Genomic DNA, 13,864 nt, shown 5'->3' on the forward strand with positions numbered 1-13,864 from the left:
GTGATACTCTTTTTTCAACCTGTATAAAATTTTCAAAGTTCATTAATTTCTGCTTGACTTTTTATTTGCAGACTTTTTCTTCCGCCGCGGCGCGCCGCCCCGGCTCTATCCCTCAACGATCAGCGTACAGTTGACCTCCGCCCCGTTTCTCGGGGCCATCTCCTCATCCGCGCTGAAGGTCTCATATCTGACGGTCAGCGGATACTCGCCTGCCTCCATCGCTTTATCCAGCGTGATCTCATAGAGATGCTGGCCGGGCTGGATCAGCTTCGACGTGTAGATCGTCTCGTCTGTCTCCGGCAGATAGAAGGAAATCTGGAAATACACGGTATTTTCCTCCGGATTGACCAGCTCCACCGACACATCCTTTGTACCCGCCGGGATGGTGACAGATTTGTAGCCCGGGATCTCGATCCCGTCTGTCACACCGCTCTGAGCCTGCTGGCTGTCCGGCTTCTCCTGGTCCTCCTCAAACTCCGCGTAGTTCGTCACTTCCCTGGGTCTCGTGTAAAAGTAAATTCCCACAGCTCCCGCCAGGATAAGGACGAGAGCGGCAATGACTATCTTCTTTTTTCTGCCTGCGATTTTCATATCCACTTATCTCCGTCATTTCTAATTTTTATTAGTCCGAACTAACTGTTAGTCAAAAAAGCAACTCACCAGACAGCCGCTATACTGTCCAGTGAGTTAGCTTATCCTAACTGCTATGATACTACCATGCGTTACCTTTTTCTGTCAATATTTTACATTGAAAATAATTCTCATTTTCATTCTATGCCTGTCTCTGCCGGAACTCCTCCAGAAATTTCCCCGCCGCCCCGCTTAAGGGCTGGGACCGCTTCCAGGCGAGGACAGAGGCTGTGGCCAGCTCCGGGCAGAGGGGACGGAAGACCTGGCCTCTCCCCACATAGGACTCCATGGCCCCCTCTATGGCCAGAAAGCAGGCCTCCCCCGTGTTCATCATGACTGTCATATCGGTGATCAGATTAAAGGAGGCCAGGATATCCAGGTTCTGGAAATCCTCTCCCAGCCAGTTGGAAATCTCGCTCTGTACAGACTGGCGGCTGGGGGTGATAAGAAGAGTCCGCTTCAAATCCTCCCTGGTGATCTGTTCCTTTTGCGCCAAAGGATGCCCCTCCGGTATGAACAGCCCCCACCGCTCCTTCTCCCGCAGCCTGATATAGTCGTATCTGCTGATGTCCACCGGTTCCAGGAGCAGGCCGAAATCCAGAAGTCCCCTGTCCAGCTTCTCCTTTATGTAGTCAGATGTGTTTGTGTAGATCTCGTACTGCACCCGGGGATATTTTTCCCGAAAGGCAAGGAGCTCCCGGGTCAGGACATGGGAGCTTCTCAGCACGCCGCTCCCGATGGAGATGATGCCCCCCACTTCCTCCCTGGAAGCAAACTCATCCTCAATCTTGTCCATCAGCTCCGCCACTTCCTCAGCCCTTCTTCTCAGCATCACCCCCGCGTCCGTCAGTGTGAGGTGCTTTCCCCTCACAAAGAGCGGGGTGCCCAGCTCCTCCTCCAGCTGGGCCATCTGGCGGCTCAGCGTAGGCTGCGTGACGTGGAGGGCCTGCGCTGCCTTTGATATATTCTCCTCTCGCACCACTGTCAGAAAATATCTGAGTACCCGTATATCCATCTGCCTTCTCCTTCTCTCACTTGTCTCCACTGTCTCTTTCGCTCTGTCACAGCTCCAGCCCCAGGTCTGCCAGAGTGGTCTGCTGATACTCCCGGAATACTTTCAGCTCCCCGGGCGTCCTCCCCAGAACAAAGGGCACAAACTCATCCTCAAAGACCCAGCTCTCGATCTCCTCTTTTTCCAGAAGGACAGGCATCCTGTCATGCACCCTCTCCACCGAGGCATTGGCCTTTGTGGTCAGGATGATAAACCTCTTCTCCTCCTGAAAATACCGGTAAAATCCCGCCATGTAGAGAAGCGGCGACTCACGGTCTGAAAACTCTGCCCTGTTCCTGTCCTCATCCCACTCGTAGAAGTGTCCCGCGGGAATCACGCACCGTCTGCTCCTTATGCTGTCCCGAAACATCCGCTTCTCCAGCGCCGTCTCCGCCCTGGCATTGATGAGAAGGCCTCCGGGGCGCACCTTTCCATCCCTCTTCTGCTCTCCTGAAGGGGGCAGGAAGCCCCAGGTCATGAGCTCCAGGTGCAGCTCTCCTCCTTCTCCTGTCAGGACAGGCACCTGCTGCGAAGGACACACATCCCCCGCACTCTTTTTCAAAAACTCCCGCCACCCAAGGGTGTCCGCTGGCCCCAGGCCCGCATCTACCGGCAGCGCGCTCTCTACCCTTTTATCTATGTAATATCTCCCGCACATGGCCTTCCTCCTCCCCTGCACAGCATTTTTGATTTTTCAAATTAACTGACATTTTAATCGGTCTTCTGGCAAATGTCAACCGCCCGGCAGTTTGTCAGCCGACAGTTTCGCAGCCGGCAGTTTGGTGTCCGGCAGCTTGCGCCCGGCAGTTTCTCAAAAGGGCGGGACACCTCTCCCTTCTCTGTGATATAATGGGCACATATATAAACAGAAGGCACGACTGAAAGGAACTGTTCATATGAAAAAGGGGAAACACATCCGAAAATACATCCTGCCCTGCACACTCCTGTCCGCTTCCCTCTGCCTGAGCGGCTGTCAGGCGGTCGGCACAGCCGCAGACATGGTCCGCTCTGTTGTAGAGATTGCCACCGGCGCCAATCCCCGCGCCCACATGACCGGGACGGTCTTTGAAGACCAGATCCTGCCGGCTCTGGACGCAGGCGACAGAGAAGCATTTAAATCCATGTTCTGCGATGACACGGCCGCACTGCCTGATTTCGACGAAAAGGCAGACGAGTTCTTTACTTTCTATCAGGGCACATCCACAAGCGTGCAGTGCACGGCAGCATACGAAAGCGGCATGCTCTCGGAATATATGGAAAAAAATTACAACGTGCTCACGGATAAGGGGAGCTATTCTGTCAGTCTCTGCTTCACCCTGCTGGAAAATGAGGAAAAGGGTCTTGATGAGGGCCGTATCGGCCTGAACTCCATCCTAATCCTGACCAGCGACCTGGCCGATGAGGCGCAGTACACCCAGTGGCCCCCGGAGGATGGAATTTTTATCCTCTATGACATCGGGGACTGCCGGACGTAGGAAAAAGCTCTATAAGAAAACCACCGGCCGCTGCTTGGCTGATGGTATCCATAAATTCCAATATTTGCAAAAAATGAGAAGTTATTCGGCAGGCATCGCCTCTCCTGCATCTCTTTTGACCCAAAGGGTGCGTGGTTGCAACGAAATTTACCACCTCGAATAACTCCTCATTCATTGTATCTAAATTATACAGCAATTTGACAACGTACTGAAAGCAGTATATAGACAAGCATCGGAAGAAAAATAAAACCCTTGAAAAATCAAGGGTTTTTAAATGCCGCAGACCGGAATCGAACCGGTACGGGAGGTTAGTCCCGCAGGATTTTAAGTCCTGTGCGTCTGCCAGTTCCGCCACTGCGGCATATCTCATATGTATGAGATAAGTGGGACCTATAGGGCTCGAACCTATGACCCTCTGCTTGTAAGGCAGATGCTCTCCCAGCTGAGCTAAGATCCCAGATGAAACAACCGCGCTGCTAAGTTCGTGAAAAACCTCGCTAAGCCAGCAGGTTGCAGCTTAACACCAGCCTCGAAAAGACCTCGGCAAGTGCCTAAGCTAACGACCCAGAAGAGACTCGAACTCTCGACCTCCGCCGTGACAGGGCGGCGCTCTAACCAACTGAGCCACTGGGCCAAATTCTATTGTAATATATTCTGAGCACTCAGTGCCCTTATCCCAGGCACTTCTGTACTCGATGGACCTTCGGGGACTCGAACCCAGGACCGACCGGTTATGAGCCGGTTGCTCTAACCAACTGAGCTAAAGGTCCAAAATTATCAGTCCCTTAAAGGACTAAAGCCGATGATCGGACTCGAACCGATAACCTGCTGATTACAAATCAGCTGCTCTGCCAATTGAGCCACATCGGCGCACTTAACGCAAACCTTACCGTTGACGCGCTAATGACTCCGACGGGAATCGAACCCGTGTTACCGCCGTGAAAGGGCGATGTCTTAACCTCTTGACCACGGAGCCGTAAACAGTCACTTGTCAAAAATGCGCACAGCAATTCCTCAAGTGACCGTTTTATATGATAGCATACCATCCTGCTATTTGCAAGATTTTTTTTAATTTTTCGTCTCTTTTTTCATCTAGCCATTTACCACATTCTGAGGCTGTCCCTCCAGAAATGCTTTCAGGTTGGAGACTGCTATATCCATCAGACGCTGGCGGCTCTCCTTCGCTCCCCAGGACATATGGGGCGTTATGATACAGTTCTTTGCCTGAAGAAGCGGATTATCTCCCCGGATGGGCTCTGTGGAAACCACGTCCAGCCCGGCCGCATAGACCTTCCCGCTGTTCAGCGCGTCCGCCAGATCCTGCTCCTTCACAAGGGGCCCTCTGGAGTTGTTCAGAATGATGACGCCGTCCTTCATCTTCTCAATATTTTCTTTGCAGACGATTCCCTCCGTCCCAGGGAAGAGAGGACAGTGGAGCGCGATCACATCCGACCTGGCAAAGAGTTCCTCCTTGTCCACGTACTCTGCGATCTGCCTTCCGGCCTCATTGGGATATGCGTCGTTGGCCAGAACCCCCACAAATCCCGCGTTGACATTCCCCTGTATTGCGGTTATAACTAATTTAGATTAAAAAATATAAATTTTTCAATTCCAAAGGAGAGATGACCATGGATTATGAGAGACTCAGAGAGCTGCGGAACAGCACCAACCCCTTTGCCCGCCACTTGGGGCTGACCATCACAGCCATACGGGACGGTGAGGCGGAGGCAGAGCTTCCTGTCACATCCGACTACCTGAACCCGGGCGGCTCGGTTCACGGCGGATGCCTCTATACTCTGGCTGATGCCGTGGGCGGCGCCGCGGCCAGCTCCTGCGGCATGCATATCGCCACGGTGGACAGCAGCTTTCACTTTCTGCGGGCCGGTCTTCAGACCTCACGTCTAACCGGAAGGGCCCGGGCCATCAAGAGAGGAAAGCGTCTCCTCGTCTACGAGGTCACCGTATATGATGACCAGGACAGCCTGCTGGCCCAGGGTATTTTCACCTACATGCCATTAAGCAAACCCCTCTTCCCGGAAAATGCCGGTTAGAGCCTGTGAGCCGGCATTTCATATTTCACGGTAGGATATAGAAGTAAAACGCGGAGCAAAAAAGGAGTACACCATATGATCCACAAGAAGACCGCGCAGCAGATTGCGGACACCGTCAAGGAGGTCTGCGGCTACGACATCAATTTTATCAATGACAGAGGCCTTGTCATCGCCAGCACGGATCCGGCGCGGATCGGCACTGTCCACGAGGGCGGGAGGCAGGTCATCGCCCGTGGAGAGACTCTGGAGGTGGAGCAGGACGATCTCCTTCCCGGCACGAAGAAGGGTGTGAACATTCCCGTCTTTCGAGGCGGTGTTCTGGCCGCGGTCATCGGCATCAGCGGGGATCCGGAGAAGGTACGCGCCTTCGCCCACCTGGCGGAGCGGATCACTCTCCTCATCCTCCGGGAGCAGGAGATCGGCGCCAGAGCCCGCTCCCTGGCCGAGAAGAAAAATTATCTCCTGGACCTTCTTTTGGAGGAGGACAGACAGCGCTTTTCCGATGGCCTTCCCGAGCTTCTTGAGGAGCTGAAGCAGTTCCATATAGACCCGTCCTCCTCCAAGCGGATGCTGCTGCTCAGGCTGCGGTATCCGGAAAAGGAGAGCCTATCCGGCCTGGAAAGCAATGTAGCCCGGCTGCTGGACGAGATGCCCGGCTGTCTCTATGGCTATCAGTATCCCTCCTTATTCCGGGTCCTTATCAATGACAGGGATCTGGAGCTGTTCCGCGAAAAACTGAAGCAGTTCCACACAGCCCACTCTTCTGCTCTCCTGGCGGGAGCCGGCTCCTCTGTCCCCCTTGAGGATCTGCCCCGCTCCCTGGCCACAGCCCGCATCGCGCTGGAGGCGCTTGGAAGCGGGGAGTCCTTTTCTCTCTTTGATGACCTGACACTGGAAGTCCTGCTGTCCGGTATCAGCCGGGAAAACCTGAAGCTCTTTCTGGAAAAGGTTCTGTCCGCCCTTTCCGGCGACGACCTGCGGCTCCTGGAAACCTATTTTGAGAAGGATCAGTCCCTTGCGGACACCTGCCAGGCTCTCTTTCTCCACAAAAATACGGTCCAATACCGGCTGAACCGAATCCACCGGCTCTGCGGCCTCAATCCCCGCAGGTTCCGGGACGCCGCTGTCCTCTATCTGGCCTTAAAGGCCAAGTATTGTTATATATAACATATTTTTTCTTTTTTTTGTCATAAATTCTATTTCTATAACAAAGGAAAGATGATAGACTAAGAATAACAGATCAGAATAAGGAGGAATTTCTAATGAAAGTTGTTGCTGCAATAGACTCGTTCAAGGGAAGCCTCTCTTCCATGGAGGCCGGGAACGCGGCCAAAGAAGGCATACTCCTGGCAAAGCCGGACGCGCAGATTGCCGTAAAGCCGCTGGCGGACGGAGGTGAAGGAACCACAGACGCCCTCATCGAGGGAATGAACGGAGAAAAGGTGGAAATGACTGCCACCGGTCCCCTTGGCAAGCCTGTGGACTGCTACTACGGCTACCTGCCTGACAGCCAGACCGCCATCATCGAGATGGCAGCCGCGGCCGGCATCACCCTTGTAACCGATGCGGAGAAAGACCCTCTGCGCGCTTCCACCTACGGCGTGGGGGAGATGATCCTGAACGCGGTGGAGAAAGGCTGCCGAAATTTTATCATTGGCATCGGCGGGAGCGCCACCAACGATGGAGGGATCGGCATGCTCAAGGCTCTGGGCTTCTCCTTTGCAGACGCGGACGGCAATGACCCCGGCGAGGGCGGACAGGCCCTGGCAAAGGTAGCCTCAGTCAAAACAGAAGGGCAAAATCCCCTCCTGAAGGAATGTCACTTCCGGATCGCCTGCGATGTGAACAACCCCCTCTGCGGCGAGAACGGCGCCACCTACATCTACGGCCCCCAGAAGGGTGTCACCGATGAGATGAAGGAATCCCTGGATCAGGGTATGGCTCACTATGCAAAGGCAGTCTCCCGGGATCTGGGATGCGACTACGCGGAGTATCCGGGCGCGGGAGCTGCCGGCGGACTCGGCTTTGCTTTCCTCTCCTTCCTGGGCGCGGAGCTCTCGCCGGGCATTGACCTGATCCTGAACGCTGTGGGACTGGAGGACGAGCTGGAGGGCGCGGACGTGGTCATCACCGGAGAGGGCCGTCTGGATCACCAGACAGCCATGGGCAAGGCCCCGGTTGGCGTGGCAAAGCTGGCCCACAAGCACGGCGCAAAGGTGATTGCCATTGCAGGCAGCGTCACAAGAGAGGCCACCGCCTGCAACGACGCCGGCATCGACGCCTTCTTCCCCGTTGTCCGGGGCGTCACCACACTGGAAGAAGCTATGAAACCAGAGAACGCAAAAGAAAATATCAGACAGACAATAAACCAGGTCTTCCGGCTTCTGTAAGCCGGAGGACCTGATCCTCGTTTTATGCTACTGTTCCACGCTTATTTTCAAAATTTTCGTATTCTTTCTTCTCCATGATGTCCACGATAATATCCACCATGTCATAAACCTCTGTGTAGGATATGTAAAGAGGAACCGGTGCAAGTCTGATCACATCCGGGAACCGGAAATCCGGGATCACTCCCCGGGCCTTCATAGCCGCATTAATGCGGATGGCATCCTCATGTACCAGAGCCACATGTCCGGTGCGCCTGTAGTCCTCCCTGTAATTTCCTACAGAAAATCCGTATTTTGCCAGCTTGGTGTCGATCAGATACATCAGATACTCTGTGATGTCGAGGGATTTCTCTCTCAAATTCTGAAGCCCCGCCTCCTGGATCATCTTCAGGCTGCCCTCCAGGGGCGCCATGGACAGAACAGGCTGTGTTCCCGTCTGCCAGCCTCCGGCATACTCCGCATGGTCAAAATACTGCTCCAGATTGAACTGGGTATCCTTTTTGTTGCCGTGCCAGCCCGCAAGTCCCGGCTCCATGCCAAAATGCTTCCTGTTGATATACAGTCCCGCGATCGCTCCCGGCCCGCCATTTAAGTATTTGTAGGTGCACCAGAGCGCAAAGTCCGGCTGGATCTCCTTGAAGTCATGGGGCACAGCTCCTATGGAGTGGCACAGGTCAAATCCTACATAGATCCCTCTCTCGTGAGCCGCATCCGCAATCTTCTTCATATCAATCAGCTGCGCGCTCCTGTAGAGGGCAGAGGGGAGAAGCACAAGACACACATCATCTGTCATGGCCTCGATCACATCGTCCTCATAGATATACTCACCATCGCGGCTCTTGACCACCTTCAGGCACTCCTCAGGGTCATAGCCATGCACCCGTATATTACTGTACACCGCATAGCGGTCTGTAGGAAAGTTCAGATCATCCATGATAATCTTATTTCTCTCCGGTGTGGGATGATAGAAAGTGGCAATGGCCTGATGCACGTTCATTGTTGTGCTCATGCAGATCGTCACCTCGTCCGGATCAGCGTTCACAAGTGGCGCGCACAGCTCTCCCAACTTATCCTGATAGAGAAAATATCCATACTGGCTCCAGATATCGATTCCTGCCTTCTTCCACGCATCCAGCGCCTCCATCAGGCTCGCCTCCGCATCCTTGCTGCAAAGTCCGAGGGAATTGCCGTCCATATAGATAATCCCTTCCTGTTTGTAGAAGCGCTCCTGAAATTTCTTCAATCCGTCCGCCGCATCCTTCTTCTGCGCAAACTCTCTTCCATCTTCATACGTTCTCATACTTATGCCCTCCTTTTTCCTATGACATCATTTTCATCAAAATCTTCATATTTTTTCTTCTTAATATATTTTGTGTAGATCATTCCCGCAAAAATGACAATTCCCGCATACCCGGAAATCGGGTAAATAATTCCGATCATAGTGGAAAACGAAAGCTGTCCGCCAAAGATACTGACAATAGCCGTCACGATCGCCGCCACCCGGTACGGTGTACTCTTTGAATCCGATGAGACCCTGTTACATACAGTATAAAGCATCGGCACTGCAGTTGTGTAAATGGCTCCGATCAGCAGGACAGAAAAGATAGTGCCAAACACCGGATGGATGGATGCCGCCACAAAAAGCGACGGAATCTCCAGATTGTACACATCTGCCAGATTGGCCAGCAGCCCGAAGTTCAGGATCATCACCGCGATCAGAAAAGCGCCGCCCCCGAAAAATCCTCCCAGAAGAGCATTTTTCTTGTTTGTCGCCGTAGACTTTCCTATATCCGCCAGGTACGGCACCACCCCTGTAACCGTGTAAGCCCCGTACATAAAACCGGATACTGCCCAGTTGTTAAATGTGTTTTTGACCTCCACATGCTTCAGAACCTCGTCCGCCTCCGCAATACCTGCCGGGTTGTTGATAATTGAAATCACTCCGATCACCATAGTCACCACAAGAAGCACAGGGGCTATGTATCCGACGATCTTGACGAGCTTGTTCAGCCCCAGAAGCACTGTGGCCAGTGAGGCGATGATCATAAACGCCCTCCCTATATTTCCGTTTACCCCGTAATACTCCTCAAAGGTCGATCCCGCTCCTGATATCATGGTAGAGTACACGAAGAAAAGCATGATGGGCGTAAACCACTCCATGACATAGCCCAGGTATTTTCCGAGATAGAAGTTAAACATCTTTCCGGAATTCTGAAGCTTCAGCTGTCTTCCGTCTTCTACGATCACTGTGACAAACCAGATATACAGGATCATTGCGATGATGCCAACACCAATACTGCCCAGGACCCCGTGGCCCGTGAAATACTGCATACATTCCTGTCCAGACGCAAAGCTGGAGCCGATCACGAATCCCATAAAAGCTCCGCCTATGGCAATAATCTGGGGAATACTGATTTTGTTGCCTTCCATGAGAAACCTCCTTTTTCATTTTATTTCCGTCCTTGTAATTTCACTATACACTTCAGGAAATTATCATTCAATTGAACCTTATTTTCATCATTTACCGTCAAATTTGCGCAAAAAATAAGAGGTTGAATTCAAATGGTTCAACCTCTTTCTCAGCATCCTTTTACAGGTACCTGCGCAGCTCTTCCGCTGTCAGCTCCACACAGTTAGGCTTCTGTTTTATATCGTCAAAATAATTCGCAAACATTTCTATCATCTGCGGATACATAGAGATATGATAGTTCTCATTAGGCTTTCTCTGGGAATTCTCAATCGTGACCGCATTTGTATCAATAAAAATGGAGGGCGGTTTTGGAAAATTCGTCCTCATGTTGGAGGTATCTTTCAAGACAAACAGCCGAAAATTCTCATTTTCCTCCAGACACCTTGCCAGGTAGTTGATATGTGCTTTCACCTGCTCCGGCTCCATCTGATGGGCTACATTGCCAAGGCTCAGTTCACCGGTCATGATATAGTCGCTGATCACGGAAGAGTACAGGATCAGATCCACGTGAGCCTTACAGGTGTATTTTTGAAACACACGCTTTAATTTCCGGAGATATTCCTGATAGCTTCTGTTTTCTGTCCCATGGATCAGCTCATCCATGACAGAGTCCGGCAGAAGCATAGCGGGTGCCTCGTTGAAAAACAGCCTCTGCCTCTCAGAAGAATAGGAATCCAGCTGAATATTTGTCTTTCTCAGATTTTCAGGAGACGCATAGGTCAGAAGCTTATCAGGCCTCTCCAGTATTTCCGCGCATATCTTTGCAAATTTTTCCGTAATCTCCCTGGCCGCGCTGTAGCAGGCAGCAAACTCATCCCCGGACATGTGGAGTATCTGGACATAGAACAGGTCTCCCACCATGAGCATCCTTGGCATGTCCCTCTCGCTCTGTATGATCGTAATCTCGGCCCGTTCAAATCCGGCCACCATGTTCAGTAGAGTCTCGCAGTAAAAGTGATAGTCCCCCACTGCCTCATCCATGTCCATACACATTTGAAGAGAAATGAAATGTATCCCCAGAGATGGGAGCTCGCGGATCAGCTCATAAAATCTATGTCCAAGAAGCTTCAGAACATCAAAGGTCGCACAGATTTCAATAGACTTTTCTCTGACCACGCCTGTCTGCCTGAAAATCTTCCTCATCAGATCAAAAAAAGCTCTTCTGTCGTCTACAAAAGCCAGACTCCCGGATAGTCCTGGCACATTCATATCCTGATAGGCAAGATCCTTCTCCCAGGCTGAGCGCAGACTGTCCGCGACTTCCTCCTCGGACAGATCAGCCCCTTCCCCATCGGCAAAGCATTTAGCCATCTTCCGGATAATGTCTTCGCCGTTTCTGCTGGAAGGCAGCTTCGCCCCATTGATCCATTTACTTATGGATGTAATATCATAGTTAATAAAAGCAGCAAGGTCCTTTTCCTTCAGCCCTGAACGCTTCAGATATTTTTTCAGGCTATCTCCAAAATTCTTTTCCACTCTACCACTCCACTCTTTTGTCCCGCAAGCCACAAATATAACAGTTAGTCTATCATATATTTCATTTTGAAACAAGAACCGCAGTCAGCTGCCTACAGGCGACTCTTGCCCCTTCTGTCATTTACCGCTTGCTCATAGAATTTCTTTTTCTCTATATACATTTTCCTTTCCGCCGTCTTGATCAGGCCGTCTACAGCTCCGTTCTCCTCCCATGCGATTCCCACAGAGATATAGTACCCGTCCTCTTTCAGAAATCCGATGAGCTCTTCAGCGAGCCTGCCGGAGACCTCCTCCGGTTGGTCAGGCACAAATACGACAAACTCATCTCCCCCTATCCTGTAGGCATACTCCTCGCCAAACCTGTCTCTTATTTTCCGGGATACAGTCTTAAGCATCCTGTCGCCAGCCTCATGTCCTTTTGTGTTGTTCAGCTCATGCAGTCCATTGACATCAATATAGACGCATGCCAGAGAATGTTCATAGCACCCCTGTACTTTGGGCAGGTCTTCCTCATATTTGTTCCTGTTGTACAGTCCTGTCAGCGCATCCCTTTCTCCATACTCCCTGACAGCGTTAAGCGTATCCAGATTTTGACAGAACATACTGAAGCTGAATTTTACACTCTCCAGGAACGCGGTATCTGCCTTGTTTCTGTCCATATTACAGCCTATCAGGATACCGCAGATCCGCCCTTCCAGATCCTTCACTGGAACAGCGATGATGTTTTCCATCATACCCTGGCTGTTGCCAGGCAGATTTCTTTCAATCTCCTCCGGGCTGTACGCGGCAAACTCATTGTTTCCCTGTCCAAAATATTCCAGCAGTCTGTAAATTTTTTCCTTTCTGGTACTCAAATCCTGGTCTGCCGCCCCTTCATCTCTTTGCCAGATAAACCGCTTTTCCTCCCGGGATCTTCCAACCATCCAAAAGCATACTCTCTCTGCCGACAGGATATGAGCGATCTTTTCCAGGGCCGTAGCAATATTCTCCTGCTTTTCATAAGCATTAAAAAGCAGGTTTTCTATATCATACATGTAGTTTATCGTATCCAGCTTTCGCTGCTTCTCATCTGTCACACTGCGGAAATACCGGCTGATCCATAGAAAATAGAGGATAAAGCTAATAATTTCAAATATAAAGGCATAATTCATCGCGCCTTTGATCTCGTCCGCATTCTGAAACACAACATCCTCTGGCACGGACAGCGCGATCCGCCACTGATTGATATTCATAGGTTTGTAGCAGAAATACAGATACTCCCCAATAGACGCAGAAACAAAGACCACATACCCGTCTTTTCCATCAATCAGTCCCTGCCTCAGCTGTTTCTGGTCATATCCCGGCGCCATTTTACGCTCGCCCAGAGCCCATATATTTCCCGTCTCGCCGGGATGCCATGTATCGACCAGGAAATCCCCCGTCTCTCCATCAATAACATAAATAGCCGCATCTCCGTCATAAGGCTTGTTCGCAATACTGTCCGGCAGCGTACCCAGCTCTATCACACCATAGAGCATAGCAATCGTTTCATTGTCTTTCTTTACTGGCACATAATGCCTGACAATATACTCCTCGTCTCCAGTCAGATCCGTCTCCCGGTCTGAAATATGCTCTCCAAGGGAAGCCTCCTCTGAAAAGGAAAGCCTTCCCTCCGCGTCTATCCGTTGCCCTCCCTTTGTTATGACCGTGTTGTCCGGAAGCAGCATTTCCACTCTGGACATCATCCCAATTGTTGTATACGAATCCAGAAGGCTCCATAGCTCCTTTGAGCCCAGATCGTTATAGCTGGCTACAACTGCCGCGATCATTTCCAGCTCTTCCCTGTCGTTCTTCATATTGTACTCAATCTCGTCCGCAATACCGCCGGCTTCTTCATAGAGACGTTCAAAGCTCCGCTCCTCCTCCCTGTGATTGATCCAGGCACTTACGCCGCAGGAAACCGATATGATCAAGGCAATCAGTATAGCTGTCACGGTCATAGGTCTTCCCCAGTTTATCTTTTCTCTCACTTTCATCAGTTCACGTCCCTTGCTTCTTTCCTTGCGCCAATAGTAAAAAAGAGTCTCATATCACCTCAGTAATATAAGACTCTGTCAGCTCCCCCTGTTGGACTCGAACCAACGACAACTCGGTTAACAGCCGAGTGCTCTACCGACTGAGCTAAGGAGGAATATTTAATTGAGGTACATGTACCTTCAAAACCACATACAAGAAATCTTCCATCCATTCTCTCTACCCGAACCACTTTGGTTATGCCCTCGACCGATTAGTAACAGTCAGCTCCATGTGTTACCACACTTCCACCTCTGCCCTATCTACCTCGT

General features: G+C 51.4%; 11 protein-coding genes, 7 tRNA genes and 1 pseudogene. 4 read left to right on the top strand and 15 right to left on the bottom strand.

All coding sequences use genetic code 11. The features are described 5' to 3' along the window. Window positions 1–105: 105 nt before the first annotated feature. From FGQ86_RS15480 to FGQ86_RS15490, 3 genes are all read right to left on the bottom strand, one after another. Entirely contained in the window at window positions 106–591 is a 486-nt protein-coding gene (locus FGQ86_RS15480) for a hypothetical protein (protein ID WP_033124994.1), read from the bottom strand. Window positions 592–772: 181 nt separating this feature from the next. Beyond that, the gene (locus FGQ86_RS15485) at window positions 773–1,645 is read right to left on the bottom strand and encodes a LysR family transcriptional regulator (protein ID WP_033124993.1); all 873 of its coding nucleotides are present in this window, start codon (window positions 1,643–1,645) and stop codon (window positions 773–775) included. Between the two features lie 46 nt (window positions 1,646–1,691). Then, the gene (locus tag FGQ86_RS15490) at window positions 1,692–2,339 is read right to left on the bottom strand and encodes an SOS response-associated peptidase (RefSeq protein WP_138305025.1); all 648 of its coding nucleotides are present in this window, start codon (window positions 2,337–2,339) and stop codon (window positions 1,692–1,694) included. A 238-nt stretch (window positions 2,340–2,577) separates the two neighbouring features. Between FGQ86_RS15490 and FGQ86_RS15495 the strand changes: the two genes are divergently transcribed. Continuing rightward, on the top strand, window positions 2,578–3,156 hold the full coding sequence (locus FGQ86_RS15495; RefSeq protein WP_033124991.1) for a DUF5104 domain-containing protein: 579 nt from the start codon (window positions 2,578–2,580) through the stop codon (window positions 3,154–3,156). Between the two features lie 275 nt (window positions 3,157–3,431). Here the strand turns inward: FGQ86_RS15495 and FGQ86_RS15500 are convergent. From FGQ86_RS15500 to FGQ86_RS15530, 7 genes and pseudogenes are all read right to left on the bottom strand, one after another. Continuing rightward, window positions 3,432–3,517 (bottom strand) — tRNA-Leu (locus tag FGQ86_RS15500). Window positions 3,518–3,540: 23 nt separating this feature from the next. After that, a tRNA-Val gene (locus FGQ86_RS15505) sits at window positions 3,541–3,613 on the bottom strand. A gap of 103 nt (window positions 3,614–3,716) precedes the next feature. After that, window positions 3,717–3,790, bottom strand: a tRNA-Asp gene (locus tag FGQ86_RS15510). Window positions 3,791–3,852: 62 nt separating this feature from the next. Continuing rightward, a tRNA-Ile gene (locus FGQ86_RS15515) sits at window positions 3,853–3,926 on the bottom strand. A 27-nt stretch (window positions 3,927–3,953) separates the two neighbouring features. Beyond that, window positions 3,954–4,026, bottom strand: a tRNA-Thr gene (locus FGQ86_RS15520). 34 nt (window positions 4,027–4,060) lie between these two features. Next, window positions 4,061–4,132 (bottom strand) — tRNA-Glu (locus tag FGQ86_RS15525). Between the two features lie 116 nt (window positions 4,133–4,248). Continuing rightward, window positions 4,249–4,689: pseudogene (locus FGQ86_RS15530) on the bottom strand (NAD(P)-dependent oxidoreductase); the annotation flags it as partial. A 95-nt stretch (window positions 4,690–4,784) separates the two neighbouring features. Here FGQ86_RS15530 and FGQ86_RS15535 point away from each other — a divergent pair. The 3 genes from FGQ86_RS15535 to FGQ86_RS15545 all read left to right on the top strand — a co-directional run bounded on the left by FGQ86_RS15535 (window position 4,785) and on the right by FGQ86_RS15545 (window position 7,597). Further along, window positions 4,785–5,207, top strand: a complete 423-nt coding sequence (locus tag FGQ86_RS15535) for a PaaI family thioesterase (RefSeq protein WP_033124946.1) — start codon at window positions 4,785–4,787, stop codon at window positions 5,205–5,207. 75 nt (window positions 5,208–5,282) lie between these two features. Further along, window positions 5,283–6,374, top strand: a complete 1,092-nt coding sequence (locus tag FGQ86_RS15540; protein WP_138305027.1) for a sugar diacid recognition domain-containing protein — start codon at window positions 5,283–5,285, stop codon at window positions 6,372–6,374. 95 nt (window positions 6,375–6,469) lie between these two features. Further along, a complete protein-coding gene (locus tag FGQ86_RS15545) occupies window positions 6,470–7,597 on the top strand; it encodes a glycerate kinase (RefSeq protein ID WP_138305029.1) in 1,128 nt (375 codons plus the stop codon). A 22-nt stretch (window positions 7,598–7,619) separates the two neighbouring features. On the opposite strand, the gene kynU is transcribed toward FGQ86_RS15545, so the two are convergent. From kynU to FGQ86_RS15570, 5 genes are all read right to left on the bottom strand, one after another. Beyond that, window positions 7,620–8,894: a kynureninase gene (gene kynU / locus FGQ86_RS15550; RefSeq protein ID WP_033124943.1), complete on the bottom strand. Its 1,275-nt coding sequence runs from the start codon at window positions 8,892–8,894 to the stop codon at window positions 7,620–7,622. A gap of 2 nt (window positions 8,895–8,896) precedes the next feature. Beyond that, window positions 8,897–10,024: a hypothetical protein gene (locus tag FGQ86_RS15555; protein ID WP_033124942.1), complete on the bottom strand. Its 1,128-nt coding sequence runs from the start codon at window positions 10,022–10,024 to the stop codon at window positions 8,897–8,899. A 160-nt stretch (window positions 10,025–10,184) separates the two neighbouring features. Beyond that, window positions 10,185–11,540 (bottom strand): helix-turn-helix transcriptional regulator, encoded by a 1,356-nt coding sequence (locus FGQ86_RS15560; protein WP_033124941.1) that lies wholly within the window; start codon window positions 11,538–11,540, stop codon window positions 10,185–10,187. Window positions 11,541–11,632: 92 nt separating this feature from the next. Further along, complete coding sequence (locus tag FGQ86_RS15565; protein ID WP_138305032.1) at window positions 11,633–13,555, bottom strand: diguanylate cyclase; 1,923 nt, start codon at window positions 13,553–13,555, stop codon at window positions 11,633–11,635. Between the two features lie 82 nt (window positions 13,556–13,637). Further along, a tRNA-Asn gene (locus FGQ86_RS15570) sits at window positions 13,638–13,710 on the bottom strand. Between the last annotated feature and the right edge of the window lie 154 nt (window positions 13,711–13,864).

The sequence above is a fragment of the Clostridium sp. BSD2780061688st1 H5 genome, from assembly GCF_005845155.1.
Classification (GTDB): domain Bacteria; phylum Bacillota; class Clostridia; order Lachnospirales; family Lachnospiraceae; genus Claveliimonas; species Claveliimonas intestinigallinarum.

Bases quoted from the DNA above. Each gene is read 5' to 3' on its own strand.
- FGQ86_RS15480 (WP_033124994.1), bottom strand. From the start codon at position 591: ATGAAAATCGCAGGCAGAAAAAAGAAGATAGTCATTGCCGCTCTCGTC.
- FGQ86_RS15485 (WP_033124993.1), bottom strand. From the start codon at position 1,645: ATGGATATACGGGTACTCAGATATTTTCTGACAGTGGTGCGAGAGGAG.
- FGQ86_RS15490 (WP_138305025.1), bottom strand. From the start codon at position 2,339: ATGTGCGGGAGATATTACATAGATAAAAGGGTAGAGAGCGCGCTGCCG.
- FGQ86_RS15495 (WP_033124991.1), top strand. From the start codon at position 2,578: ATGAAAAAGGGGAAACACATCCGAAAATACATCCTGCCCTGCACACTC.
- FGQ86_RS15535 (WP_033124946.1), top strand. From the start codon at position 4,785: ATGGATTATGAGAGACTCAGAGAGCTGCGGAACAGCACCAACCCCTTT.
- FGQ86_RS15540 (WP_138305027.1), top strand. From the start codon at position 5,283: ATGATCCACAAGAAGACCGCGCAGCAGATTGCGGACACCGTCAAGGAG.
- FGQ86_RS15545 (WP_138305029.1), top strand. From the start codon at position 6,470: ATGAAAGTTGTTGCTGCAATAGACTCGTTCAAGGGAAGCCTCTCTTCC.
- kynU (WP_033124943.1), bottom strand. From the start codon at position 8,894: ATGAGAACGTATGAAGATGGAAGAGAGTTTGCGCAGAAGAAGGATGCG.
- FGQ86_RS15555 (WP_033124942.1), bottom strand. From the start codon at position 10,024: ATGGAAGGCAACAAAATCAGTATTCCCCAGATTATTGCCATAGGCGGA.
- FGQ86_RS15565 (WP_138305032.1), bottom strand. From the start codon at position 13,555: ATGAAAGTGAGAGAAAAGATAAACTGGGGAAGACCTATGACCGTGACA.